This window comes from Frigoribacterium sp. ACAM 257 (assembly GCF_007954365.1).
Taxonomy (GTDB): domain Bacteria; phylum Actinomycetota; class Actinomycetes; order Actinomycetales; family Microbacteriaceae; genus Frigoribacterium.
Genome location: NZ_VOLO01000001.1, coordinates 1021312 through 1046327, shown reverse-complemented (window position 1 = coordinate 1046327; position 25016 = coordinate 1021312). Strand labels below are relative to the sequence as shown.

The 25016-nt window shown below is 69.7% G+C and carries 20 protein-coding genes; 7 read left to right on the top strand and 13 right to left on the bottom strand.

The features are described from left to right. The first annotated feature begins 56 nt into the window (after positions 1–56). Entirely contained in the window at positions 57–1028 is a 972-nt protein-coding gene (locus ES689_RS04810; RefSeq protein WP_223269379.1) for a heme A synthase, read from the top strand. Here ES689_RS04810 and ES689_RS04805 read toward each other — a convergent pair. Both ES689_RS04805 and ES689_RS04800 read right to left on the bottom strand, forming a co-directional pair. After that, positions 989–1540 (bottom strand): GNAT family N-acetyltransferase, encoded by a 552-nt coding sequence (locus ES689_RS04805; protein ID WP_146900865.1) that lies wholly within the window; start codon positions 1538–1540, stop codon positions 989–991. The genes ES689_RS04810 and ES689_RS04805 overlap by 40 nt on opposite strands. A gap of 8 nt (positions 1541–1548) precedes the next feature. Then, positions 1549–2472, bottom strand: coding sequence for a heme o synthase (locus ES689_RS04800; protein WP_146900862.1), 924 nt, complete (start codon positions 2470–2472; stop codon positions 1549–1551). Positions 2473–2791: 319 nt separating this feature from the next. Here ES689_RS04800 and tkt point away from each other — a divergent pair, with 319 nt between their 5' ends. The 6 genes from tkt (at position 2792) to pgl (ending at position 11002) form a co-directional block, all read left to right on the top strand. Then, positions 2792–4885 (top strand): transketolase, encoded by a 2094-nt coding sequence (tkt, locus tag ES689_RS04795; protein WP_146900859.1) that lies wholly within the window; start codon positions 2792–2794, stop codon positions 4883–4885. 26 nt (positions 4886–4911) lie between these two features. Further along, on the top strand, positions 4912–6042 hold the full coding sequence (gene tal / locus ES689_RS04790; protein WP_146900856.1) for a transaldolase: 1131 nt from the start codon (positions 4912–4914) through the stop codon (positions 6040–6042). Next, positions 6039–7634 (top strand): glucose-6-phosphate isomerase, encoded by a 1596-nt coding sequence (locus ES689_RS04785; RefSeq protein ID WP_146900853.1) that lies wholly within the window; start codon positions 6039–6041, stop codon positions 7632–7634. Before tal ends, ES689_RS04785 begins: the two co-directional genes overlap by 4 nt. A gap of 109 nt (positions 7635–7743) precedes the next feature. Then, positions 7744–9279: a glucose-6-phosphate dehydrogenase gene (zwf, locus tag ES689_RS04780; protein ID WP_146900850.1), complete on the top strand. Its 1536-nt coding sequence runs from the start codon at positions 7744–7746 to the stop codon at positions 9277–9279. Continuing rightward, positions 9276–10217 carry a glucose-6-phosphate dehydrogenase assembly protein OpcA gene (locus tag ES689_RS04775; RefSeq protein WP_146900847.1) on the top strand — a complete coding sequence of 314 codons (942 nt, stop codon included), beginning with the start codon at positions 9276–9278 and terminating at the stop codon, positions 10215–10217. The genes zwf and ES689_RS04775 overlap by 4 nt, the downstream gene beginning before the upstream one ends. A gap of 14 nt (positions 10218–10231) precedes the next feature. Continuing rightward, positions 10232–11002 (top strand): 6-phosphogluconolactonase, encoded by a 771-nt coding sequence (gene pgl / locus ES689_RS04770; RefSeq protein ID WP_146900844.1) that lies wholly within the window; start codon positions 10232–10234, stop codon positions 11000–11002. A gap of 113 nt (positions 11003–11115) precedes the next feature. On the opposite strand, the gene ES689_RS04765 is transcribed toward pgl, so the two are convergent. The 11 genes from ES689_RS04765 to uvrB form a co-directional block, all read right to left on the bottom strand. Beyond that, positions 11116–11472 carry an RNA polymerase-binding protein RbpA gene (locus tag ES689_RS04765; protein ID WP_123545816.1) on the bottom strand — a complete coding sequence of 119 codons (357 nt, stop codon included), beginning with the start codon at positions 11470–11472 and terminating at the stop codon, positions 11116–11118. Next, on the bottom strand, positions 11472–11723 hold the full coding sequence (gene secG / locus ES689_RS04760; protein WP_056054823.1) for a preprotein translocase subunit SecG: 252 nt from the start codon (positions 11721–11723) through the stop codon (positions 11472–11474). Before secG ends, ES689_RS04765 begins: the two co-directional genes overlap by 1 nt. Positions 11724–11827: 104 nt before the next feature. After that, positions 11828–12616 carry a triose-phosphate isomerase gene (gene tpiA / locus ES689_RS04755; RefSeq protein WP_146900841.1) on the bottom strand — a complete coding sequence of 263 codons (789 nt, stop codon included), beginning with the start codon at positions 12614–12616 and terminating at the stop codon, positions 11828–11830. Further along, the gene (gene pgk / locus ES689_RS04750) at positions 12610–13821 is read right to left on the bottom strand and encodes a phosphoglycerate kinase (RefSeq protein WP_146900838.1); all 1212 of its coding nucleotides are present in this window, start codon (positions 13819–13821) and stop codon (positions 12610–12612) included. Before pgk ends, tpiA begins: the two co-directional genes overlap by 7 nt. Before the next feature lie 94 nt (positions 13822–13915). Continuing rightward, positions 13916–14920, bottom strand: coding sequence for a type I glyceraldehyde-3-phosphate dehydrogenase (gap, locus tag ES689_RS04745; protein ID WP_146900835.1), 1005 nt, complete (start codon positions 14918–14920; stop codon positions 13916–13918). A gap of 161 nt (positions 14921–15081) precedes the next feature. Then, positions 15082–16062: a DNA-binding protein WhiA gene (whiA, locus tag ES689_RS04740; RefSeq protein ID WP_146900832.1), complete on the bottom strand. Its 981-nt coding sequence runs from the start codon at positions 16060–16062 to the stop codon at positions 15082–15084. A gap of 85 nt (positions 16063–16147) precedes the next feature. Next, positions 16148–17029 (bottom strand): RNase adapter RapZ, encoded by an 882-nt coding sequence (gene rapZ, locus ES689_RS04735; RefSeq protein ID WP_146900829.1) that lies wholly within the window; start codon positions 17027–17029, stop codon positions 16148–16150. Positions 17030–17081: 52 nt separating this feature from the next. Then, positions 17082–19004 (bottom strand): excinuclease ABC subunit UvrC, encoded by a 1923-nt coding sequence (uvrC, locus tag ES689_RS04730; RefSeq protein ID WP_146900826.1) that lies wholly within the window; start codon positions 19002–19004, stop codon positions 17082–17084. Then, positions 19001–21970, bottom strand: coding sequence for an excinuclease ABC subunit UvrA (gene uvrA / locus ES689_RS04725; protein ID WP_146900823.1), 2970 nt, complete (start codon positions 21968–21970; stop codon positions 19001–19003). The genes uvrC and uvrA overlap by 4 nt, the downstream gene beginning before the upstream one ends. Before the next feature lie 78 nt (positions 21971–22048). Next, positions 22049–22951 carry an SDR family NAD(P)-dependent oxidoreductase gene (locus tag ES689_RS04720; protein WP_146900820.1) on the bottom strand — a complete coding sequence of 301 codons (903 nt, stop codon included), beginning with the start codon at positions 22949–22951 and terminating at the stop codon, positions 22049–22051. Further along, positions 22941–25007 (bottom strand): excinuclease ABC subunit UvrB, encoded by a 2067-nt coding sequence (uvrB, locus tag ES689_RS04715; RefSeq protein WP_146900817.1) that lies wholly within the window; start codon positions 25005–25007, stop codon positions 22941–22943. The genes ES689_RS04720 and uvrB overlap by 11 nt, the downstream gene beginning before the upstream one ends. Between the last annotated feature and the right edge of the window lie 9 nt (positions 25008–25016).

Genomic DNA, 25016 nt, shown 5'->3' with positions numbered 1-25016 from the left:
CTGAACTCATCGATTCTACAGGGCAGAGCGGCGGATGTGACGAAAGGCAGCAACTCGTGAGCAACGCACAGGTGACCCGACCCGGACCCGTGACGCGTCTCTGGCGGTGGCTGCCGACGACGACCGACCGACGCGTCCGGTTCATCGCCTGGGCCTCGCTGGTCTGCCAGGTCCTGCTGATCGGCACCGGAGGCGCGGTGCGGCTGACCGGGTCGGGTCTCGGCTGCCCCACGTGGCCGCGCTGCACCGCCGACTCGTTCGTGAGCACGCCCGAGATGGGCATCCACGGGGTGATCGAGTTCGGCAACCGCCTCCTCACCTTCGTCCTCACTGCGGTCGTCGTGCTCGCGTTCCTCTTCGTCCTTCGCATGCGCAAGCAGCGTCGGGAGCTCTTCTGGCTGACCTTCGCCCAGGGCATGAGCATCCCGCTCCAGGCGGTGCTGGGCGGCATCACCGTGCTCACCGGTCTCAACCCCTACATCGTCGGGGCGCACTTCCTCGTTTCGATCGCCCTCGTGGCCCTGTCGACGGTGCTCGTCTGGCGGGTGCTCCGCGGGCCGCGCGGGCACCACGCGGCGACTCCCCCGGCCTACGCCCGGCTCGTGCACGTGCTGTCCGGCGTCGTCCTCCTGACCGTGGTCGTCGGCGTCCTCACCACCGGCTCCGGACCGCACGCCGGCGACGCGGCCACGCCCCGCAACGGCCTCGACCCTGCCGTGATGGACCACGTGCACAGCTGGCCCGCCTACGCGACCCTCGCGCTGACCCTCGCGGTCGTCGTCTGGACTCTCCGCACCGGTCTCCCGCGCCGGTTCCCCCTCGCGCTCCTCGGCGTCGAGCTCGTCCAGATCGCCGTGGGCATCGCCCAGGCGCGCACGGGCCTGCCGCCGCTCCTCGTCGGCTCGCACATGGTGCTGGCAGCCCTCCTGGTCGCCGCGACGACCGCACTCGTCCTCTCGCTGCGTGAGGACCAGAGCCCGTCCGAGGCTCAGCTGACGGTCGACTCCGCGGAGTCCGTCCGCGTCTGAGCGGCCACGACGGCCGGAGCGCCGGACGCGTCCGATGCGTCGGGCCCGTCCGGGGCGTCCGGTGCGTCCCGCCGCATGATGACGTCGACGCCGTCGTCCTCGACCGCGACGAAGCCGTGCCGGAGGTACAGGCCCCCCGCGCGGCTGCCCGTCAGCACGTCGAGCAGGACGGGCCGCGGTCCGAGCGAGGCGAGCGCCTCCGTGAGCAGGCGCGTACCGATTCCCCGGCCGCGCACCTCCTCGGCCAGGTAGAAGTGGCGCAGCCAGACGTCGTCACCCTCGGGGTGCACGGCCAGGCAGCCGAGGAGGCACCCCTCGGCCTCGACCACGCGGGTCTCGGTCGGCACGAACTCGCGCTCGAAGCGCGCACGGTTGTATGGCGGACGCCAGACACCCGCACGCTTCAGGTCGGGCTCGAGGGCGGCGAGCTTGAGGTCGGCGAGTGCGTCGACGTCGTCGGGTCGCCCCTCTCGGACGGTCCAGTCGAGGACGTCCTCGGTGCCGGAGGTCACCGGGCGCCTTAGAACGGCAGCAGCGGATCGATGCCGACGGCGATGAAGAGCAGCGTCAGGTAGGTGATCGAGCTGTGGAACACGCGCATCGGACGGACCTCGGCGACGTGCTGGATCGCACGGCTGTACAGGCGGTGCGACTCCCACACGAACCAGGTGCCGCTCGCGAGGGCGACGACCGTGTAGAGCACGCCCATGTGGGCGACGGGGACGAGCAACAGCGAGCAGGCGACGGTGGCCCACGCGTAGAGGATCACCTGGAGGCCGACGGACGACCGGCCGCGGACGACGGCGAGCATGGGCACCGACGCGGCGGCGTAGTCGTCCCGGTACTTCATGGAGAGGGGCCAGTAGTGCGGCGGCGTCCAGAGGAAGATCACCATGAAGAGGATGACCGGCGGCCAGCTGAGGTCGTTCGTGACGGCGGCCCAGCCGATCAGGACGGGCATGCACCCGGCGATGCCGCCCCAGACGATGTTCTGCGGCGTGCGGCGCTTGAGCCACAGCGTGTAGACGACCACGTAGAAGAGGATCGCGCCGAGCGACAGCGCCGCCGACAGCAGGTTGACCGTGAGGGCCAGCCAGACGATGGAGGCGAGGCCCACGATCCAGGAGAACGCCAGCGCCTCCCGGTCCGTCACCTCGCCGGTGACGAGCGGCCGGCCCTGTGTCCGCTTCATGATGCGGTCGATGTCGCGGTCGATGTAGCAGTTGAACGCGGAGGCGGAGCCGGCGCTGAGCGCGCCGCCGATGAGGGTGGCGGCGACGAGCCACAGGTTCGGGACGCCGCCCTGGGCGAGGAACATGGTCGGGGCCGTGGTGACGAGCAGCAGCTCCATCACGCGGGGCTTCGTGAGCGCGACGTAGGCGCCAGCCTTGCGACGGATGCCCCGGGGTCCGGTGGTGGGGCGGGTGTCGATGGCTGCGGTCATTGGTCCCTCTGACGAGATGTGGGGTTCGGCGCGGAGAGTCTAGGCGAACCAGCGAGTCTAGGCGAAGACCGGCGACGCTGACGGCGGAACGGGGCGCTTCCTGCGGGCGGAGCGAGCCCTTTCGTCCCTATACTTGCAGGTGCTTGCCAGTCGCACGCCCGCACGGCGACGGAATCCTCGACATCGAACCATCGGCTCCCTGTCGCGCGACCTCCGGTCCGTGCCCGAGCGGCCGCAGCCGACGACGTCTCGGCAGGCGCATGTCAGCGCGGGAGCGAATCGACCCCGCGCAGTTCGCAACAAGAAGGGTCATCTCCAAGTGGCAGATCTGCAGTGGGAATCCATTGACAACAAGGCCGTCGACACGGTCCGCGTCCTCGCGGCCGACTCGGTCGAGAAGGTCGGCAACGGCCACCCGGGGACGGCGATGAGCCTCGCGCCCGCCGCGTACCTCCTCTTCCAGAAGGTCATGCGTCGTGACCCCAGCGACAGCGAGTGGATCGGCCGCGACCGCTTCGTCCTCTCGGTCGGGCACAGCTCGCTCACCCAGTACGTCCAGTTCTACCTCGGTGGCTACGGCCTCGAGCTCGACGACCTCAAGGCGCTGCGCACCTGGGGCTCGAAGACGCCCGGCCACCCCGAGTACGGCCACACCGACGGTGTCGAGATCACCACGGGCCCGCTCGGCCAGGGCCTCGCGTCCGCCGTGGGCATGGCCTACGCCGCACGCTTCGAGCGCGGCCTGTTCGACCCCGAGGCCGCCGTCGGCACCTCGCCGTTCGACCACTTCGTCTACGTCATCGCCGGCGACGGCGACCTGCAGGAGGGCGTCACCAGCGAGGCGTCGTCGCTCGCCGGCCACCAGCAGCTCGGCAACCTCGTCGTGATCTACGACTCCAACCAGATCTCCATCGAGGACGACACCAACATCGCCTTCACCGAGGACGTGCACGCGCGCTACGAGGCGTACGACTGGCAGGTCCAGGTCGTCGACTGGAAGAAGACGGGCGAGTACGTCGAGGACGTCGCCGCCCTCAACGACGCGATCGAGGCCGCCAAGGCCGAGACGAGCAAGCCCTCGCTGATCATCCTCAAGACGATCATCGGCTGGCCCTCGCCCAAGAAGCAGAACTCCGGCAAGATCCACGGCTCGGCGCTCGGCGCCGAAGAACTCGCGGGCCTGAAGGAAGTCCTCGGCTTCGACCCCGAGAAGACCTTCGACGTCGCCCCCGAGGTCCTCGAGCACACCCGCAAGGCCGTCGAGCGCGGCCAGGCGCAGCACGCCGAGTGGCGCACGTCGTTCGACGAGTGGGCCTCGGCCAACCCCGACAAGAAGACCCTCCTCGACCGCGTCCTCAAGGGCGAGCTGCCGGAGGGCCTCGACGAGGCGCTGCCGGTCTTCCCGACCGACAAGGAGGTCTCGACCCGAGCCGCCTCCGGCAAGGTCATCAACGCCATCGCCGGCGTCGTCCCCGAGTTCTGGGGCGGCTCGGCCGACCTCGCCGAGTCGAACCTGACGACCATCAACGGCGGCGGCTCGTTCGTGCCGACCGAGTGGTCGACCCACGAGTGGCAGGGCAATCCCTACGGTCGCGTGCTGCACTTCGGCATCCGCGAGCACGCCATGGGCTCGATCATGAACGGCATCGCCCTGCACGGCAACACGCGGGTGTTCGGCGGCACGTTCCTCATCTTCAGCGACTACATGCGCCCTGCCGTGCGTCTCGCCGCCCTGATGAAGTCGCCGGTGACGTACGTCTGGACCCACGACTCCGTCGCGCTCGGCGAGGACGGCCCGACCCACCAGCCGGTCGAGCAGCTCGCCGCCCTGCGCGCCATCCCCGACTTCGCCGTCGTGCGCCCCGCCGACGCCAACGAGACGGCCTGGGCCTGGAAGACCATCCTCGACCGCTTCGACGGCCCGGCCGGCCTGGCGCTCAGCCGCCAGAACCTGCCCGTCTTCGAGCGCGGGGACGGCGACGCTGAGGGCGACACCTTCGCGTCGGCCAAGAACGTCGCCAGGGGCGCCTACGTCCTCGCCGAGGCTCCCGGCGGCACGCCCGACGTGATCCTGATCGCGACGGGCTCCGAGGTGCAGATCGCCGTCGAGGCCCGTGAGGTCCTGCGCGGCGAGGGCATCAACGCCCGTGTGGTGTCGGCCCCCAGCCTCGAGTGGTTCGACGAGCAGAGCGCCGAGTACAAGGAGGCGGTCCTCCCGGCCGCCGTCAAGGCCCGCGTCTCGATCGAGGCAGGCGTCGCGCTCCCGTGGCGCGGCATCGTCGGCGACGCCGGGCGCAGCATCTCCATCGAGCACTTCGGCGCCTCCGCCGACTACAAGACGCTCTACCGCGAGTTCGGGATCACCACCGAAGCCGCCGTGGCCGCCGTCAAGGACTCGCTGGCCGCTCTCTGAGCGCCGGCACGAGAGAAGAGAACGACATGACCGACACGAACACCGCACAGCTCTCCGCAGCCGGCGTCAGCATCTGGCTCGACGACCTCTCGCGTGAGCGCATCAACGCCGGCGGCCTCGAGAAGCTGATCGCCGAGCGCAACGTCGTGGGCGTCACCACGAACCCGACCATCTTCGCCTCGGCACTCGCCAAGGGCGAGGCGTACGACGACCAGGTTGCGCTGCTCGCCAAGACCGGCGTGAGCGTCACCGACGCCGTCTTCGAGATCACGACCGACGACGTCACCCGCGCCTGCGACATCTTCCGCGGCATCTACGACGACACCAAGGGCTTCGACGGCCGCGTGTCGATCGAGGTCGAGCCGGGCCTCGCGCACGACGCGCAGGGCACCATCGACCAGGCCGTCAAGCTCGCCGCCAAGGTGGGCCGTCCCAACGCGCTCATCAAGATCCCCGCGACGGTCGAGGGCCTCGAGGCCATCACCGCCGTGATCGCCAAGGGCATCAGCGTCAACGTCACCCTGATCTTCAGCCTCGAGCGCTACCGAGCGGTCATCAACGCCTACCTCACCGGTCTCGAGCAGGCCAAGGCCGCGGGCATCGACATCAGCGAGATCCACTCCGTCGCGTCGTTCTTCGTGTCGCGCGTCGACAGCGAGATCGACAAGCGCCTCGAGGCCGTCGGCACCGACGAGGCGAAGGCCCTCAAGGGCAAGGCGGGCGTCGCGAACGCCCAGCTCGCCTACGAGGCCTACGTCCAGGCCTTCGACACCGAGCGCGCGAAGGGCCTGCTCGCCGCCGGCGCCAACAGGCAGCGTCCCCTCTGGGCCTCGACCGGCGTCAAGGACCCTGCCGTCCTCGACACGACCTACGTGGTCGAGCTCGTCGCCGCCGACGTCGTGAACACGATGCCCGAGAAGACCCTCGAGGCGACCTTCGACCACGGCGAGGTCCGCGGCGACTCGATCAGCGGCTCCTACGCCTCCGCCAACGAGGTCATGGACGCGATCGCGGCCCAGGGCGTCTCGTACGACGAGGTCACCGAGCTGCTCGAGAAGGAGGGCGTGGAGAAGTTCATCGTCTCCTGGAACGAGCTGCTCGACACCGTGACCGCGGCCCTCGAGTCCTCGAAGCCCACCGCCGAGGACGCCAAGTGACCATCACGATCGCCGCGAGCGGCGACGCGGCCACCGCCGTCGAGACCGTCGTGCCCCAGCTGGTCAGCGACCTCGTCGCCTCCGGCATCACGGCGCAGAACCCCACCCTCTGGGGCCCGGACGCCGAGGAGGAGTCGGCCAAGCGCCTCGGCTGGACCGAGGCCGTCGTGGTCTCCACGCCCCTCCTCGACGAGATCGACGCGCTGCGCGAGGAGCTCGCCGCGAAGGGCGTCGACCACGTCGTGCTCGCGGGCATGGGCGGCTCGTCGCTGGCCCCCGAGGTCATCACGCGCACCTACGGCGTCGAGCTGACCGTGCTCGACGCCACGGAGCCCGGCCAGGTCCTCACGGCTCTGCACGACCGCCTCGAGCGGACCGTGCTCGTCGTGTCGTCGAAGTCCGGCTCGACCGTCGAGACCGCCAGCCAGCGCAAGACCTTCGAGAAGGCCTTCCGCGACGCCGGCATCGACCCCGTCGAGCGCATCGTCGTCGTCACCGACCCGGGCTCGCCCCTCGACGGGCAGGCTCGTGAGGCCGGCTACCGGGTCTTCAACGCCGACCCCGCCATCGGCGGCCGCTACTCGGCGCTGTCGGCCTTCGGCCTCGTGCCGTCCGGCCTCGCCGGCGCCGACATCCGCGAGCTGCTGGCCGAGGCCGACGCCGTCACGGTCGAGTTGTCTCAGGACAGCGCGGACAACCCCGGCCTCGTGCTGGGCGCCGTCCTCGCCGGCACCTCGCCGCTGCGCGACAAGATCGCCCTCGTCGCCGACGGCACGCACATCATCGGGTTCCCCGACTGGGCGGAGCAGCTGATCGCCGAGTCGACCGGCAAGCAGGGCCGCGGCCTCCTGCCCGTCGTCCTGGGCAAGGACGCTCCTGAGATCAGCCTGGGCCTGCACGACGTGCAGGTCGTCCGCCTGGTCGCGAACGCGGCGGAGACCCGTGAGGTCGCGCCCGGCGAGGTCGAGATCTCCGGCTCGCTCGGTGGCCAGATCATGGTCTGGGAGTACGCGGTCGCGGTGGCCGGGCGCCTGCTCGACATCAACCCGTTCGACCAGCCCGACGTCGAGTCGGCCAAGGTCGCCACGCGTGCCCTCCTCGACGACCGTCCTGCCCCGACTCCCCCGGCGTTCACCGCCGAGGGCGTCGAGGTCCGCGAGGTCGGCGGCGTCGAGCTCGGCGACTCGCTCGAGTCGGCCGTCTCGGCCCTCCTGTCGGCGCTGACCGAGGACGGCTACCTGTCGATCCAGGCCTACGCCGACCGCGTGGCCTACCCGCAGCTCGAGGAGCTCCGCGACGTTCTCGCGGCGCGCACGCAGCGACCCGTCACCTTCGGGTGGGGACCTCGCTTCCTGCACTCCACGGGCCAGTACCACAAGGGCGGGCCCGCCAACGGCGTGTTCCTGCAGATCACCCAGACGGCCGCGACCGACCTGGAGATCCCGGAGAGCCCGTTCACGTTCGGTCAGCTCGTCCAGGCCCAGGCCGCCGGGGACGCCACCGTGCTCGCCGACCACGGTCGTCCGGTGCTCAGGCTGACCGTCGACGACGTGGCGGGCGCACTGCCCGCGCTGCTCGCCGCAGTCCGCTGAGCACGAGGGGGCCGGTGTCCGAGAGGACGCCGGCCCCCTTCGCCGTGGTCACGACGACCACGTGACGTGAGACCGTGCCCGAGAGAACGACCCTGAAGGAACCCCCACGATGTCACCCGTCGAGATCACGCCGGAGCACAACCCCCTGCGGCTGCCCTCCGATCGACGCCTCAACCGGATCGCCGGGCCCAGCGGCCTCATCATCTTCGGCGTCACCGGCGACCTGTCGCGCAAGAAGCTCATGCCCGCCGTGTACGACCTCGCCCACCGCGGCCTGCTGCCGCCCGGATTCGCGCTCGTCGGGTTCGCCCGCCGCGAGTTCGAGGGCCAGGACTTCGAGCAGGTGGTCTACGAGGCCGTCAAGCAGCACGCCCGTACCCCCTTCGACGAGGACGTCTGGCGGCAGCTGAAGGAGGGCTTCCGCTTCGTGCAGGGCACCTTCGACGACGCCGACTCGTTCACGCGCCTCAAGGACACGATCGAGGATCTCGACCGGGAGCGCGGCACGATGGGCAACCACGCCTTCTACCTCTCGATCCCGCCCAAGGCCTTCCCGATGGTCACCGAGCAGCTGCGCAGCAGCGGCCTGGCCGAGGAGAAGGACGGCGCGTGGCGTCGGGTGGTCATCGAGAAGCCGTTCGGCAGCGACCTCAAGACCGCCCGCGAGCTGAACGCCGTGGTCGAGAGCGTCTTCGAGCCCGACTCGGTCTTCCGCATCGACCACTACCTGGGCAAGGAGACGGTCCAGAACCTCCTGACCCTCCGCTTCGCCAACCAGATGTACGAGCCCCTCTGGAACTCGAACTACGTCGACCACGTCCAGATCACGATGGCGGAGGACATCGGGGTCGGCGGCCGTGCCGGCTACTACGACGGCATCGGTGCCGCCCGCGACGTCATCCAGAACCACCTCCTCCAGCTCCTGGCCCTCACTGCCATGGAGGAGCCGGTCACGTTCGCGGCGTCTCACCTCCGTGCCGAGAAGGAGAAGGTGCTCTCCGCGGTGCGCATCCCCGAGGACATCGCCGCAGGCACCGCCCGTGGCCAGTACTCCGGGGGCTGGCAGGGCGGCGAGAAGGTGCTGGGGTTCCTCGACGAGGAGGGGATGAACCCCGAGAGCGTCACCGAGACGTTCGCGGCGGTCAAGCTCGAGATCGCGACTCGCCGCTGGGCCGGCGTGCCCTTCTACCTGCGGGCCGGCAAGCGCCTCGGGCGTCGCGTCACCGAGATCGCCGTGGTCTTCAAGCAGGTGCCCGAGAACATCTTCGGCACGCAGACCTCGCTGGGCCAGAACGCCCTGGTCATCCGCGTGCAGCCCGACGAGGGCGTCACCCTCCGCTTCGGCTCGAAGGTCCCCGGGATCGGCACCCAGGTGCGCGACGTCACCATGGACTTCGGCTACGGCCACGCCTTCACCGAGGCGAGCCCCGAGGCCTACGAGCGCCTCATCCTCGACGTGCTGCTGGGCGACCCGCCCCTCTTCCCGCGTCACGAGGAGGTCGAGCTCTCCTGGAAGATCCTCGACCCGATCGAGGAGTTCTGGGCGACCCAGGGCCAGCCCGAGCAGTACCGCCCCGGAACGTGGGGCCCCCAGTCCGCCGATGAACTCATGGCCCGTGACGGCCGTACCTGGAGACGCCCGTGATCGTCGATCTGCCCGCCAGCACCATCAGCCGAGTGCAGAAGACGCTCGTCACCATCCGCGAGGAGGGCGGTGTCGTCGCGCTCGGGCGCGTGCTCACCCTCATCATCTCGACGAGCCACGGTGAGGAGGAGGAGGCCATCGAGGCCGCGAACGACGCGTCTCGTGAGCACCCCATGCGCGTCATCGTCGTGTCGACCGCTCCGGGCGGCGACGACGAGGAGCCCCGGCTCGACGCCCAGATCCGGGTCGGCGGCGACGCCGGGGCCAGCGAGGTCATCCTGTTGCGTGCCTACGGCGACACCGCGAGCGACGAGGAGGGGCTGGTCACCGGTCTCCTGCTGCCGGATGCCCCGGTCGTCGTCTGGTGGCCCGGACGCGCTCCCGAGGTCGTGGCCGAGTCGGCTCTCGGCCGCATCGCCCAGCGCCGGATCACCGACGCGGCCAGTCAGCAGGACCCTCGCCAGAGCATCGTCGACCTGGCCGAGACGTACCAGCCGGGCGACACCGACTTCGCCTGGACGCGTCTCACGCTCTGGCGTACGCAGCTGGCAGCCGTCCTCGACCAGCCGCCGTACGAGCCCGTCACCGAGGTCCGTGTCGACGGGGCGCCGGACTCGCCGTCCACCTTGCTGCTCGCGGCGTGGCTCCGGCTGCAGCTGCAGGTGCCGGTCCTGAACGAGCTGACGCGGGGCAACGGCTCCAGCGGCATCCACGGAGTCAGGCTCGTCCGCCCCTCCGGAGCCATCGTGCTGGAGCGCGCCGTCGTCGACGTGGCCACGTTGACGCAGCCCGATCAGCCCACCCACGACCTGTCGCTGCCACGCCGGTCGTTGCGTGACTGCCTGGCTGAGGAACTCCGTAGACTCGACCCCGACGACCTCTTCGGCGAGGTCGTGAAGCAGGGTGTCCGCCAGCTGGCCGAGCCCGTCGAGAACTAAGGCAGACTGACACAGTGAGCAACGAACGCCGGGTGCTGGTTCACCCCGACAAGGAATCGCTGGGCGCCTCGGTCGCCGCGCGCTTCATCACCAAGATCATCGACGTGCTGGAGGAGCAGAACTACGCCTCGGTCGTCGTCAGCGGCGGGTCGGTCAGCACGGTCGTGCTCGCCGCGATCAACGCCTCCCCGGCGCGCGACAGCGTCGACTGGTCGAAGGTCTCGTTCTGGTGGGCCGACGAACGCTGGGTCGAGGGCGGCCACGCCGACCGCAACGATCGTCAGGCCGAGATCGACCTGCTGGGGCACATCGGGGTCGAGCCGCAGAACGTGCACCGGTTCGGTGCGGTCGGCGACTTCGACGATGTCGAGGCAGCCGCGGTCGCCTACCGGGCAGAGCTGCTCGAGCACGCGCAGGGCGACGATGACGCACCTCGCTTCGACATCACCCTGCTCGGCGTCGGGCCCGACGGCCACGTCGCGTCGCTCTTCCCCGACGCGCAACAGGTGCGCATGAGCGGGCCCACCGTGCTCACGGTCGACGACTCCCCCAAGCCGCCGCCCGTCCGCCTCACGCTGAGCCTCCCGGTCATCAACAACTCGCAGCGTGTCTGGATGATCCTGGCCGGCGCGGAGAAGGCCTCGTCGCTGGGCCTTGCTCTCGCGGGTGCCGGTGCCGACCAGGTCCCCGTGGCCGGCGTGAAGGGCCGCAAGCGCACGGTCTTCTTCGTGGACAGCGACGCCGCGTCCGAGGTCCCCGAGAACCTCATCGCCTCGACGTACTGAGACGGACGGGCCTGGTCCTCGTCAGGACCAGGCCCGGGAACGAGAGAAGCCCCGCAGCTCTGCTGCGGGGCTTCTCCTGTGAGCGGCCGGAGGGGACCGGTCGCGATGTCTGGCTAGGCCTTGCCTCTGCGGACGCGCAGCTGCTGCAGCGCCTCTTCCAGGAGCTGGGCCGCCTCCTCCTCCGAGCGCCGCTCCTTCACGTACGCGAGGTGCGTCTTGTAGGGCTCGAGCTTGGCGACGGTCGGCGGGTTGGCCTTGTCGCGCCCCGCGGGGAGTCCGCTCGACGGCGAGTCCACCGTCTCGGGGATCTCTTCGTCAGGAACGTTCGCCGCGAAGTGGCGGACGACCTCGTTGCCCAGGGCGTCCCAGTACGAGATGGTCACACGCTCGGCGTGGTACCCGCGGTCCTGCTCGCCCATGGGGCCGGCGCCGACGCGCGAGCCGCGGATGGCGCTTCCTCCCGAGGCCATCAGCTGACCGCCGAGAACTTCGTGATGAGGCCCAGGACCACGATGCACGTGATCCAGACGAGCCCGAGGAACACGGTGATGCGGTTCAGGTTGCGCTCGGCGACCCCGGACGCGCCGAGGTTGCTCGTGACGCCGCCGCCGAACATGTCGGACAGACCACCGCCGCGACCGCGGTGCAGCAAGATGAGGAGGGTCAGCAGGAGGCTCGTGATTCCGAGCAGCACCTGCAGGATGACCTGCAGAATTTCCAAGGGGGACCTTTCGATGCGGTGAGACCGTTGACGAGTATAACTGCCGCACGCGGCGACGGGTCCCTCACCCGCGGGCGGGAGAGGGACCCGTCTGTCGGTCGACGTCAGACGCCGACGTGGGACTCGAAGCGCACGATCCGGGCGAACTCGTCCACGTCGAGGCTCGCTCCGCCCACGAGCGCGCCGTCGACGTTCGGCTCGCGGAGGAACGAGGCGATGTTGGTGGACTTCACTGAGCCGCCGTAGAGGATGCGCGTCGCCGCGGCGCGGTCGGCCCCGACGAGCTCGACGAGGGCCTCGCGGAGTGCGGCGCACACCTGCTCGGCCTGCTCGGCCGTCGCGGCCTTGCCCGAGCCGATGGCCCAGACCGGCTCGTAGGCGACCACGATCTCGGCCGTGGCCGGGACCTCCGCCAGGGAGGCGCGGAGCTGGGCGACCGGGACCGCACTCGGCCCGTGCGTCTCGAGGTCATCGGCCGTCTCGCCGACGCAGATGACGGGAACGAGTCCGTTCCGGTGCGCCGCGGCGACCTTGGTCGCGACGACGCCGTCGTCCTCGGCGTGCAGGGTACGGCGCTCCGAGTGGCCGACGAGGACGTACCGGACGTCGAGCTTGGCCAGGGAGGCTCCGGACACCTCACCGGTGTAGGCGCCGCTGTCGTGGGAGGACAGGTCCTGGGCCCCGAGGGCGAGTGAGAGCCCGTCGGCGTCGAGCAGGGTCTGGACGCTCCGCAGGTCGGTGAAGGGCGGGAAGACTGCGGCCTCGACGGAAGCCTGGTCGTGCTTCGCGTCCTTCAGGCTCCACGCCAGCTTCTGCACGAAGGCGATGGCCTGCAGGTGATCGAGGTTCATCTTCCAGTTGCCGGCGATGAGGGGCGTGCGTGTGGTCACCATCCGAGGACCTCCAGTCCGGGGAGTCGTTTGCCCTCGAGGAACTCGAGGCTGGCTCCACCACCGGTGGAGATGTGGCCGAACTGGTCGTCGTCGAAGCCGAGGGCACGGACGGCCGCGGCCGAGTCCCCTCCCCCGACGACGCCCAGGCCGTCGACGCGCGTGAGCGCCTCGGCGACGGTCTTCGTGCCGTGCGCGAAGGCGTCGAACTCGAACACGCCCATGGGGCCGTTCCAGAACACGGTCTTCGAGGCGGCGACGATCTCCGCGAAGCGGGTCGCCGTGTCCGGCCCGATGTCGAGGCCGATGGCCCCGTCCCCGAGCTCGGAGGTCTCGATGCCGTCCGCGGGGACGACCACGTGGTCGGCGTCGGCGGAGAAGGCCGAGGCGACGACGACGTCGCTGGGCAGGACGATCTGCACGCCGCGCTCGTCGGCGTCGGCGAGGTAGCCCTTCACCCGGTCGAGCTGGTCCTTCTCGAGCAGGCTGCCGCCGACGGCGTGGCCCTGCGCGGCGAGGAACGTGAAGAGCATGCCGCCGCCCACGAGGAGTGAATCGACCCGGGGCAGGAGGTGCTCGATGACGCCGAGCTTGTCCGACACCTTGGAGCCGCCGAGCACGACCGTGTAGGGACGCTCGGGCGTCTCGGTGAGCTTCTCCAGGACGGAGAGCTCGGTCTCGATCAGCGAGCCGGCCGCGCTCGGGAGCAGCTGCGGCAGCTCGTAGACGCTGGCCTGCTCACGGTGCACGACGCCGAAGCCGTCCGAGACGAACAGGTCGCCGTGGGCGGCGAGCTGCTCGGCGAAGGCGCGGCGCTCGTCGGCGTCCTTGCTGGTCTCCGCCGGGCTGAAGCGGAGATTCTCGAGAACGACCACCTGGCCGTCGGCCAGGCCGGCCACCGCCTCCTCGGCCTCGCTGCCGACGGTGGACGGCACGAACGAGACGTCGGCGTCGAGCAGTTCGCCGAGGCGCTCGGCCACGGGGCGGAGGCTGAACTCGTCGACGGACTGGCCGTCGGGGCGACCGAGGTGCGAGATCACGACGACGCGGGCGCCGTCGGCCACGAGCGTCGCCAGGGTGCCGACGGACGCGCGGACGCGGCCGTCGTCGGTGATGACGCCGTCCTTCAGCGGGACGTTCAGGTCGCAGCGCACGATCACGCGCCTGCCCGACGTCGAGCCGAGGGACTCGAGGGTTCGGAGGGTCATGGGACTCGATTCTGTGGGAGGTGTCGGTAGTGAGACGAGGAGGCGGCCAGGCCGAGGGCCTGACCGCCTCCCGGGTCGATCGTGGTGCAGACGCCTACAGGCGGTCGGCGACGTACTTCGTGAGGTCGACGAGACGGTTGGAGTAGCCCCACTCGTTGTCGTACCAGGACGTGATCTTGACCATGTTGCCGATGACCTTCGTGAGGCCCGAGTCGTAGATCGACGAGTGCGGGTCGGTCGTGATGTCGGACGAGACCAGCGGGTCCTCGGAGTAGAGCAGGATGCCCTTGAGGTCGCCCTCGGCGGCGGCCTTGTAGGCCGCGTTGATCTGCTCGACGGTCACGGGGGTGCTCGTCATGAGCGTGACGTCGGTGATCGAGCCGGTCGGCACCGGGACGCGGAGCGCGTAGCCGTCGAGCTTGCCGGAGAGCTCGGGGATGACGAGGCCGATGGCCTTGGCCGCACCGGTCGAGGTAGGGACGATGTTGACCGCGGCGGCGCGAGCACGACGCGGGTCCTTGTGCGGGCCGTCCTGCAGGTTCTGGTCGGCGGTGTACGCGTGCACCGTCGTCATGAGGCCGCGCTCGACGCCGAAGTTGTCCAGGAAGACCTTCATGAGCGGCGCGAGGCTGTTCGTCGTGCACGACGCGTTCGAGATGATGTGGTGGTTCGCGGGGTCGTAGATGCCCTCGTTGACGCCGAGGACGATCGTGGCGTCGTCACCCGTGGCGGGAGCCGAGATCAGGACCTTCTTGGCGCCGGCGTCGATGTGCTTCCGGGCGTCTTCCGCCTTCGTGAAGAAGCCGGTGGACTCGACGACGATGTCGACGCCCAGCTCGCCCCAGGGCAGGTTGGCGGGGTCGCGCTCGGCGAGGACCTTGATCGGCTTGCCGTCGACGACGATGGAGTCGCCGTCGAGCTCGACGGTGGCGTCGAGGCGGCCGGTGATCGAGTCGAACTTGAGGAGGTGCGCGAGGGCCGCGTTGTCGGTGAGGTCGTTGACGGCGACGATCTCGATGTCGGTGCCCTTGGCGAGCGCCGCGCGGAAGTAGTTGCGGCCGATGCGACCGAAGCCGTTGATGCCGATCTTGACGGTCAAGGGAACTCCTGTTGATCAGGCGTCGCGGGGACGCGTGGAGGGGGCGGGCGACCAGGCCCGTGGCTCACGATCCGGCCGGGGCGACCGGGCTTCGCGTCCGTCTACGACAGTACCAGTCGACCGCCTCCGTGACCCCGGGCGCGACGCCTGCGTCGGAGGCCTCAGTCGAGGTCGAGGTCGGAGGGCAAACTGGCCTCCGTGCCGGGGAGGCCGAGGTCGGAGGCCTTCTTGTCGGCCATCGCCAGGAGACGACGGATCCGGCCGGCGACCGCGTCCTTCGTCATGGGCGGGTCGGCGTGGTGGCCGAGCTCGTCGAGGCTGGCGTCGCGGTGGGCCAGTCGGAGGTCGCCGGCGTACTTGAGGTGGTCGGGGATGTCGTCGCCGAGCAGCTCCATCGCCCGCTCGACCCGGGCACACGCGGCGACGGCCGCCTGGGCGCTGCGTCGGAGGTTGGCGTCGTCGAAGTTGACGAGGCGGTTGGCCGTGGCCCTGACCTCGCGGCGCTGGCGCATCTCCTCCCACTCGCTGACGCTCTTGTGGGCACCCATGACCGTGAGCATCGCGCTGATGGCCTCGCCCTCGCGGACGAGCACCCGGTGCACCCCGCGGACCTCGCGGGCCTTGGCCGGGATGCCGAGCCGGCCGGCCGCGCCGACGAGCGCCATGGCCGACTCGTTGCCCGGGCAGACGACCTCGAGAGAGGCGGATCGGCCGGGATCGGTCAAGGTGCCCTGGGCGAGGAAGGCCCCGCGCCAGATCGCCGCGAGGTCGTCGCGCGACCCGGTCGTGAGACGGTTCGGCAGGCCGCGGACGGGACGTCGGCGTGCGTCCATGAGCCCGGTCTGTCGGGCCAGGGTCTCGCCTGCCTCGTGGACGCGGACGAGGTACTGGGTCGTGCGTCGCGTGCCCGACGCCGAGACGACGGACACGTCGCTGCGTGCGCCGTAGAGCTCCGCGAGGTCCTTGCGGACACGGCGGGCGATCACCGGGCTGTCGAGCTCGGCCTCGACGGCGATCCGCCCGGAGATGACGTGCAGTCCGCCGGCGAACCGCAGGATCGTCGCGACCTCGGCGGCCCGGACCGTCGTCCTGCTCACCTCGACGCGGGCGAGTTCTTCTTTGACGTCGGCGGTCTGTGCCACTGGTCGTTCCTCTTTCATCAGTCGTTGTCGGGCGTGCGGGGCACGGCCCCGCGCAGCCGGAGGGCGCGCCCGTGCGACCGCCGGGTCACTCCCGGCCCAGGTCGCGGTGCTTCACGGCGACGGCCACCCCGGGGAGCCCGCGCAGATGCGCCGCCAGCTCGCCGACCAGGGTGACGGATCGGTGCTTCCCGCCCGTGCAGCCGATGGCGATCGTAGCGTGTCTCTTGTTCTCGCGCTGATAGCCGGCCAGCACGGGCTCGCAGGCGGCCCCGAACGCACGGACGAAGTCGTGGGCCCCGCTCTGGGCCATCACGTAGCTCGTCACGGGCTCGTCGAGACCCGTCTGCGACCGCAGCTCCGGGACCCAGAAGGGGTTCGGCAGGAAACGCGCGTCGCCGACCATGTCGGCGTCCGCGGGCAGCCCGTACTTGAAGCCGAAGCTCAGCACCGTCACCTGGACGCCCGCCCGCTCGGACTCGGCGAACTTCTCGGTGATGGTCGTGGCGAGCTGGTGGATGTTGAGCTCTGAGGTGTCGATGATGACGTCGCTCGTCTCCCGCAGCTCCTCCATCCGGGAGCGCTCGGCCACGATGCCGTCGAGCAACGTGCCGTCGGCCTGCAGCGGGTGCGGCCGACGGACCTGCTCGAAGCGGCGGACGAGGGCCGCGTCGGTGGCGTCGAGGAACAGGACCCGCACCTTGCTCGGCATGCTCTCCCGGAGGGTGCGCACCGCCTCCTGCGCCTCGGAGAAGAGCCGGCCGCCTCGGACGTCGACCACCGCGGCGATCTTCGGCAGGGAGTCACCTGCGCGCTCGGCGAGGTCCAGGAGGGGGCGCAGCATCTGGGCGGGCAGGTTGTCGACGACGTACCAGCCGAGATCTTCGAGGGCGTTGCCGACGGTCGACCGGCCGGCCCCGGACATCCCGGTGACGATCATGACCTCTTGCTGCTCGTGTGCGTCGCTCATGGTGGCGGGGCCTTCGCTGGTGGCGGGTCGGTGCGGGACGGGCGGATCGAGTCTAGGCGGGAGCGCGGGCGTCGTCGGTCTCGACCGTGGCCTCGGACTCGCCGTCGCCGAGCTCTGCGGACCCCAGCTGACCGACGACGGCCGCCGCGAGCGTCGGCCCGATGCCCCGGATCGACGAGATCTCGTCCGGCGTGGCCTGCTTGAGCCGCTTCACCGAGCCGAAGTGCTTGAGCAGTCGTGCCACACGCGACGGCCCCAGGCCCGGGATCTCGGCCAGCTGGGTCGTGATGTCGCGCTTGCGTCGCTGTCGCTGGTGCGTGATCGCGAACCGGTGAGCCTCGTCGCGAATCCGCTGGATCAGGAAGAGCGCGTCGGAGTTGCGCGGCAGGATGACGGGGAAGTCGTCGTCGGGCAGCCAGATCTCCTCCAGCCGCTTGGCGATGCCGCAGAGCGCGATGTCGGTCACCCCGGCGTCGTCGAGCGCCCGACGTGCGGCGGCCACCTGGGGTTGGCCTCCGTCGACGATCAAGAGGTTCGGGCGGTAGGCGAAGCGCTTGCGCTCCTCACCGACCTCGGCCACCGGGGCGAGCTCGTCGTCGAGGCGCGAGAGCCGACGGCTGAGCGTCTGGTAGATCGACTCGGTGTCGTCCGTCGACTGCGGGATGTTGAAGCGCCGGTACTGGTCCTTGCGGGGCAGGCCGTCCTCGAAGACGACCATCGAGGCGACGATGTTGGTGCCGGACAGGTGCGAGACGTCGTAGCACTCCATGCGGAGCGGCGCCTCGGTCATGCCGAGCGCCTCCTGGATGTCGGCCAGGGCGGTCGACCGGGTCGCGAAGTCGGCGCTGCGACGTGTCTTGTAGAGCATCAAGGACTGCTGCGCGTTGAGTGTGGCCGTCTGCATGAGCGCGGCCTTCTCGCCGCGCTGAGCGGTGCGCACCTGCACCCTGCCCCTCCCCCGGATCTCGCTCAGGACTGCCTCGAGAGCGTCGTTGTCGTCGGGCACCGTCGTCACGACGATCTCGCGGGGCACCTCTGAGCCCGCGGTGTAGCGGCCCTGCAGCACCTGCTCGACGAGCTCGCCCGACGTGATGTCGATCTCCTTGTCGACGACCCAGCCGCGGGAACCGCGGATGCGACCGCCGCGGACGGTGAAGAGCTGCACGGCGGCGGCGAGCTCGTCTTCGACGAGGGCGTAGAGGTCGAGGTCGACGGAGTCGCGCAGCACGACCGCCGACTTGTCGAGCACCGCCTCGAGGGCCTGCACCTGGTCGCGGTAGCGGGCCGCCTCCTCGTAGCGCTGCTCGAGAGCGGCCGTCTTCATCGCCTTCTGCTTGTCGGCGATGACCTTCTTGTCGTAGCTGCCCATGAACTTGACGAACTCGTCGACGATCGCGCGGTGTTCCTCGATCGAGACCTTGTGCGAGCAGGGTCCGCCACAGCGACCGATCTGGCCCGGGAAGCACGGCTTGCCGGTCTCCATCGCCTTCTTGTAGCTGCTGTCGGAGCAGGTGCGGATCGGGAAGACCTTGATCATCTGGTCGATCGTGTCGTGCACGGCCCAGATCTTCGGGTAGGGCCCGAAGTACTTGGCGCCCTTGATCCGCGGGTTGCGCGTCACCATGACCCTCGGGGCCTCGTCGCCGAGCGTCACCGCCATGAACGGGTAGGTCTTGTCGTCACGGAACTTGACGTTGAACGGCGGGTCGAACTCCTTGATCCAGGTGTACTCGAGCTGCAGCGCCTCGATGTCGCTGCCGACGACCGTCCACTCGACGCTGCGGGCGGTGAGGACCATCCGTCGCGTGCGCTCGTGCAGGGTCGGCAACGGAGCGAAGTAGTTGCTGAGCCGGGCGCGAAGATTCTTCGCCTTGCCGACGTAGAGCACCCTGCCGCGCTCGTCGCGCCAGCGGTAGACCCCGGGGTCGGTCGGGATCTCACGCGCCGGCGGACGCCACGAGACGGTGTTGCTCATCGAGCCTCGACGGCCTCCCGCCGCCGGGTGCCCGTCGTGGTCGCGGTCTTCTTCTTCTTGGCCGCGGCCGGACCGGGTGCTGCGTGGCCCGACTCGAGGATCTCCGCGAGGAAGACGCCCGTGTGGCTCTCCGGCACGGTCGCCAGGTGCTCGGGCGTGCCGGTGGCGAGCACCGTGCCTCCCCCGGCGCCGCCCTCTGGCCCCATGTCGATCAGCCAGTCGGCCGACTTGATCACGTCGAGGTTGTGCTCGATGGTGATGACGGTGTTGCCCTTGTCGACGAGACCGTCGAGCACGAGCAGCAGCTTGCGCACGTCTTCGAAGTGCAGGCCCGTCGTGGGCTCGTCGAGCACGTAGATGCTGCGCCCGTTCGAGCGCTTCTGCAGCTCGGTCGCCAGCTTGACGCGCTGCGCCTCGCCGCCGCTCAGGGTGGTCGCGCTCTGGCCGAGGCGCACGTAGCCCAGGCCGACGTCGACCAGGGTCTTCATGAACCGCGAGATCGCCGAGATGGGCTCGAAGAAGTCGGCCGCCTCGCTGATCGGCATGTCGAGCACCTCGGAGATGTTCTTGCCCTTGTACTGGACCGCCAGGGTGTCGCGGTTGTACCGCGCGCCCCCGCAGACCTCGCAGGCGACGTAGACGTCGGGCAGGAAGTTCATCTCGATCTTGATCGTGCCGTCACCCGCGCAGTTCTCGCAGCGGCCGCCCTTGACGTTGAAGCTGAACCGGCCCGGCAGGTAGCCGCGGGCCTTGGCGTCGACGGTCTCGGCGAACAGGTTGCGGATCCGGTCGAAGACGCCGGTGTAGGTCGCGGGGTTCGAGCGCGGCGTCCGACCGATCGGCGCCTGGTCGACGTGCACCACCTTGTCGAGGTGCTCGAGACCGGTGACGCGGAGGTGGCGCCCCGGGATCTGGCGAGCACCGTTCAGCTTGTTGGCCATCACCTTGTAGAGGATGTCGTTGACCAGGGAGGACTTGCCCGAGCCGCTTACGCCGGTCACCGCGACGAAGACGCCGAGCGGGAAGTCGACGGTGACGTCGCGCAGGTTGTTGGCCTTCGCGCCGACGACGGAGACCACCCGGTCGCGGTCGACCGGGCGACGCGTGGTCGGCGTGGCGATCGAGCGGCGGCCGGCGAGGTAGTCGCCGGTGTAGGACTCGGTGTTGGTCAGCAGGTCTTCATAGCTGCCCGAGTGCACCACCTTGCCACCGTTGACGCCGGCGCCCGGTCCGATGTCGACGACCCAGTCGGCGGTCTTGATCGTGTCCTCGTCGTGCTCGACGACGATGAGCGTGTTGCCGAGGTCGCGGAGCTTGACGAGGGTGTCGATCAGCCGTCGGTTGTCGCGCTGGTGCAGGCCGATGCTCGGCTCGTCCAGCACGTAGAGCACACCCGTCAGGCCCGAGCCGATCTGGGTCGCCAGTCGGATGCGCTGGGCCTCGCCGCCGGAGAGCGACCCCGCGGCACGGCCGAGGGACAGGTAAGTGAGCCCCACCTCGAGCAGGAACTCGAGGCGCACGCGGATCTCGCGGAGCACCTGCGCGGCGATGCGCGCCTCGCGGGTCGTCAGCGTGAGCCCGTTCATGAACGCGAACGCGTCGGTCAGGCTGAGCTCGGCGACGTCGGCGATGCTCTGCTCGGCGACCGTGACGGCGAGCACCTCGGGCTTCAGCCGCTTGCCGCCGCAGACGGAGCACGGGATCTCGCGGAGGTACTCGGAGTAGCGCTGACGCTGCGTGTCGGTCTCGGCCTCGGCGTACTTCCGCTCGATGTAGGGCATGACGCCCTCGAACCCGGTCGAGTACTTCATCTCACGGCCGAAGCGGTTCTTCCACTTCACCGTCACCTCGAAGTCGTTGCCCTGCAGGACGGCCTGCTGGATGCGCGCCGGAAGCTCGCGCCACGGAGTCTTGAGGCTGAAGTCGAGATCGGCGGCCAGCCCCTCGAGCAGCTTCTGGAAGTAGTTGTAGAGCCCCTTGCCCGAGTTCGTCCAGGGCAGGATGACGCCCTCGGCGAGGCTGAGGTCGGGGTCGCCGAGCACCAGGTCGGTGTCGACCGACATCCGCGTCCCGAGGCCCGAGCACTCGGGGCAGGCACCGAACGGGGCGTTGAACGAGAAGGTGCGGGGCTCCACCTCGGTGAGCTGCACCGGGTGGCCGTTCGGGCAGGAGAGCTTCTCGGAGAAGGTGCGGTACTTGCCCGCGGCACCCGCGTCCGTGTCGACGAAGTCGACCGTGACGAGGCCGTCGGTGAGGCGCAGGGCCGTCTCGAGCGAGTCTGTCAGGCGGGTGAGGCCCTCGTCGGAGGCGACGAGACGGTCGACCACGACCGAGATGTCGTGCTTGACCTGCTTCTTGAGCTTGGGGGGCGAGCTCAGCTGGACCTGCTCGCCGTCGACGATCGCACGGGAGTAGCCGCTCGAGGCGAGCTCGGCGAAGAGGTCGACGAACTCGCCCTTCTTCTGCGACACGACGGGGCTCAGCACCTGGAAGCGAGTGCCGGTCTCGAGGGTCATCAGCTGGTCGGCGATCTGCTGAACGGTCTGGCGACTGATCACCTCGCCGCACACGGCGCAGTGCGCGATGCCGATGCGGGCCCAGAGCAGGCGCATGTAGTCGTAGATCTCGGTGATCGTGCCGACGGTGGAACGCGGGTTGCGGTTCGTCGACTTCTGGTCGATCGACACGGCGGGGCTCAGGCCCTCGATGAAGTCGACGTCGGGGCGGTCGACCTGCCCGAGGAACTGCCGCGCGTAGGCCGAGAGCGACTCGACGTAGCGGCGCTGGCCCTCGGCGAAGATCGTGTCGAACGCGAGAGACGACTTGCCCGACCCCGAGAGGCCGGTGAAGACGACCATCGAGTCGCGCGGGATCTCGAGGTCGACGTTGTCGAGGTTGTGGACTCGGGCACCCCGCACGCTGAGCACGGAGGAACCTTCTACGGGTGAGATTGACACTCTTACCATTCTACGGAAGCCCCTGACATCGAGGTCGGCCGACAGTCAGATCGGCCCGACGGACAGGTCAGGAGGAGCGTCCGCGCGCTAGAGGACGGGTTCTGTGTGGGTGAGCTCGGCGGACACGGTCCAGAGCCGCTCCGCGGAGGCAGGGTCTCGCGCGTGCTTCTTCGTGGGGACGACAGCAGGGGCACCGGTGAGCTGGAACCCCCCGGAGGGGCCCCAGTATTCCCCGCCCTGCACGTCGGTACCGACTGTCGCGTGCACGAGCGGCTCGGCCCCCGCCTCCTTGCCCTGCGAGAACGCGTGCATGGCCGAGGTGACGACGGCGGGCGGTCGCCTCGGCTCGACGACGGGCGGTCTCGGGTCGCTGAGCGACTCGAAGGACAGGCCGGGATGCGCGATCACGCTGGAGACCGACGACCCCGAGGCCCGGAGGCGCCGGTCGAGCTCGATGCCGAAGGTCATGACCGCGAGCTTCGACCTCGCGTAGGCGACGGCCCCCGAGTAGCTCGAGACCATCATGGGATCGTCGAGGTCGAGGCGGACGAAGCGATGGCTGATGCTGCCGAGGTGGACGATACGTCCCCGAGGCGACTCGGACAAGGCCGGCAGGAGGTGGGACACGAGCGCGAAGTGACCGAGGTGGTTCGTGCCGAACTGGAGCTCGAATCCGTCGGCCGTCGTCTGGCGTCGGCGCGAGCCGACGACCCCTGCGTTCGCGAGGAGCGCGTCGACGCCGCCGGCGGCCGTGAGCGCGTCCGCGCCGGAGCGCACCGAGGAGAGATCGGCCAGGTCGAGGTCGACGGTCGACACGTCGGCGCCGGGGACGCGGTCGCGCACGGCGTCGGCCGCGCGGACGGCGCGCTCCGGGCTGCGGGCAGCGAGAACGACCTGGTGGCCCAGGGCTGCGAGGCGCTCGGCCGCGAAGTAGCCCAGCCCGGCGGTCGCGCCGGTGACGACGACACGAAGGCGGCGATCAGCGAGCATGGCCGGCCGCCTCCATCTGGCGCAGGTCTCGCTTGAGGTCGGCGACCTCGTCGCGGAGGCGCCCGGCGAGTTCGAACTTGAGCTCGGCGGCCGCCTGGAGCATCTGGTCGTTCAGGTCGGCGATGATCGACTCGAGCCCGTTGGCCGCGTTCGCGGCCTTGCCCTCACGTCGGAGGTTGGGCGTCGGTGCGCGCTTGCCGCCCTGACGCCCGGCGAGCAGCTCGGCCGTGTCCGCGCCCTCGCGAGCGAGGACCTCGGTGATGTCGGCGATCTTCTTGCGGAGCGGCTGCGGGTCGATGCCGCGCTCGAGGTTGTAGGCCACCTGCTTCTCGCGCCGGCGGTCTGTCTCCTCGAGGGCGTTGCGCATCGAGTCGGTCATGACGTCGGCGTACATGTGCACCTCGCCGGAGACGTTGCGGGCCGCGCGTCCGATGGTCTGGATGAGCGACGTCGACGACCGCAGGAAGCCCTCCTTGTCGGCGTCGAGGATGGCGACCAGCGACACTTCTGGCAGGTCGAGGCCCTCACGGAGGAGGTTGATGCCGACGAGGACGTCGTAGACGCCCTGGCGCAGCTCGGTCAGCAGCTCGACTCGTCGCAGGGTGTCGACGTCGGAGTGCAGGTACCTCACCCGCACGCCTGCCTCGGTGAGGAAGTCGGTCAGTTCTTCGGCCATCTTCTTGGTGAGCGTCGTGACCAGCACGCGCTCGTCCTTCTCGACGCGGACGCGGATCTCGTCGAGCAGGTCGTCGATCTGGCCCTCGGAGGGCTTGACCACGATCTGGGGGTCGACGAGGCCCGTGGGGCGGATGATCTGCTCGACCACGCTGTCGGTGATGCCGAGCTCGTACTTGCCAGGGGTCGCCGACAGGTAGACCTTCTGCCCGACCCGGCCGAGGAACTCCTCGAACTTCAGCGGGCGGTTGTCGAGTGCGCTCGGCAGCCTGAAGCCGTGGTCGACCAGGGTGCGCTTGCGTGAGGCGTCGCCCTCGTACATCGCGCCGATCTGCGGCACCGTCACGTGCGACTCGTCGATGACGACGAGGAAGTCGTCGGCGAAGTAATCGAGGAGGCAGTGCGGCGCCTCGCCCGGACCCCGGCCGTCGATGTGAGCGGAGTAGTTCTCGATGCCGTTGCAGAACCCGATCTGCTCCATCATCTCGAGGTCGAAGGTCGTGCGCATGCGGAGGCGCTGCGACTCGAGCAGCTTGCCCTGCTTGTCGAGCTCGTCCAGACGGGTGGCGAGTTCTTCTTTGATGGTGCCGATGGCGCGGTGCATCACGTCGGTGCCCGCGACGTAGTGCGAGCCGGGGAACACCGAGACCGAGTCCATCGTGCGGACGACGTCGCCCGTCAGCGGGTGCAAGGCGTAGAGGGCCTCGATCTCGTCGCCGAACATCTCGATGCGGATCGCGAGCTCCTCGTACATCGGGATGATCTCGATGGTGTCGCCGCGCACCCGGAAGTTGCCCCGGGAGAAGTCGATGTCGTTGCGCTGATACTGCATCGAGACGAAGCGCCGGATCAGCGTCTCTCGGTCGATCTTCATGCCCACCTGCAGGGCGATCATCGCCTGCATGTACCCCTCGGGGGTGCCGAGCCCGTAGATGCAGGACACGGTCGAGACGACGATGACGTCGCGTCGGCTGAGCAGGGAGTTGGTCGTGGAGTGCCGCAGCCGCTCGACCTCGGCGTTGATCGAGCTGTCCTTCTCGATGAAGGTGTCGGTCTGCGGGACGTACGCCTCTGGCTGGTAGTAGTCGTAGTACGAGACGAAGTACTCAACGGCGTTGTGCGGGAACATCTCTCGGAACTCGTTGGCGAGCTGCGCGGCGAGGGTCTTGTTGTGGGCCAGGACGAGGGTCGGGCGCTGGACCTGCTCGACGAGCCAGGCGGTGGTCGCGGACTTGCCGGTGCCGGTGGCGCCGAGCAGCACGACGTCGGTCTCGCCCGCGTTGATGCGCCCCGCGAGCTCGGCGATGGCGGCCGGCTGGTCACCGCTCGGCTCGTACTCGCTGACTACTTCGAAGGGGCGGACGCTACGGGTCGGTTCCATGTCTCCGAG

Coding starts and splice junctions, on each gene's coding strand:
- ES689_RS04800 (WP_146900862.1), bottom strand. CDS start 2,472: ATGACCGCAGCCATCGACACCCGCCCCACCACCGGACCCCGGGGCATC.
- tal (WP_146900856.1), top strand. CDS start 4,912: ATGACCGACACGAACACCGCACAGCTCTCCGCAGCCGGCGTCAGCATC.
- zwf (WP_146900850.1), top strand. CDS start 7,744: ATGTCACCCGTCGAGATCACGCCGGAGCACAACCCCCTGCGGCTGCCC.
- ES689_RS04765 (WP_123545816.1), bottom strand. CDS start 11,472: ATGGCCTCGGGAGGAAGCGCCATCCGCGGCTCGCGCGTCGGCGCCGGC.
- tpiA (WP_146900841.1), bottom strand. CDS start 12,616: ATGGTGACCACACGCACGCCCCTCATCGCCGGCAACTGGAAGATGAAC.
- pgk (WP_146900838.1), bottom strand. CDS start 13,821: ATGACCCTCCGAACCCTCGAGTCCCTCGGCTCGACGTCGGGCAGGCGC.
- rapZ (WP_146900829.1), bottom strand. CDS start 17,029: ATGAGCGACGCACACGAGCAGCAAGAGGTCATGATCGTCACCGGGATG.
- uvrC (WP_146900826.1), bottom strand. CDS start 19,004: ATGAGCAACACCGTCTCGTGGCGTCCGCCGGCGCGTGAGATCCCGACC.
- uvrA (WP_146900823.1), bottom strand. CDS start 21,970: ATGGTAAGAGTGTCAATCTCACCCGTAGAAGGTTCCTCCGTGCTCAGC.
- ES689_RS04720 (WP_146900820.1), bottom strand. CDS start 22,951: ATGCTCGCTGATCGCCGCCTTCGTGTCGTCGTCACCGGCGCGACCGCC.
- uvrB (WP_146900817.1), bottom strand. CDS start 25,007: ATGGAACCGACCCGTAGCGTCCGCCCCTTCGAAGTAGTCAGCGAGTAC.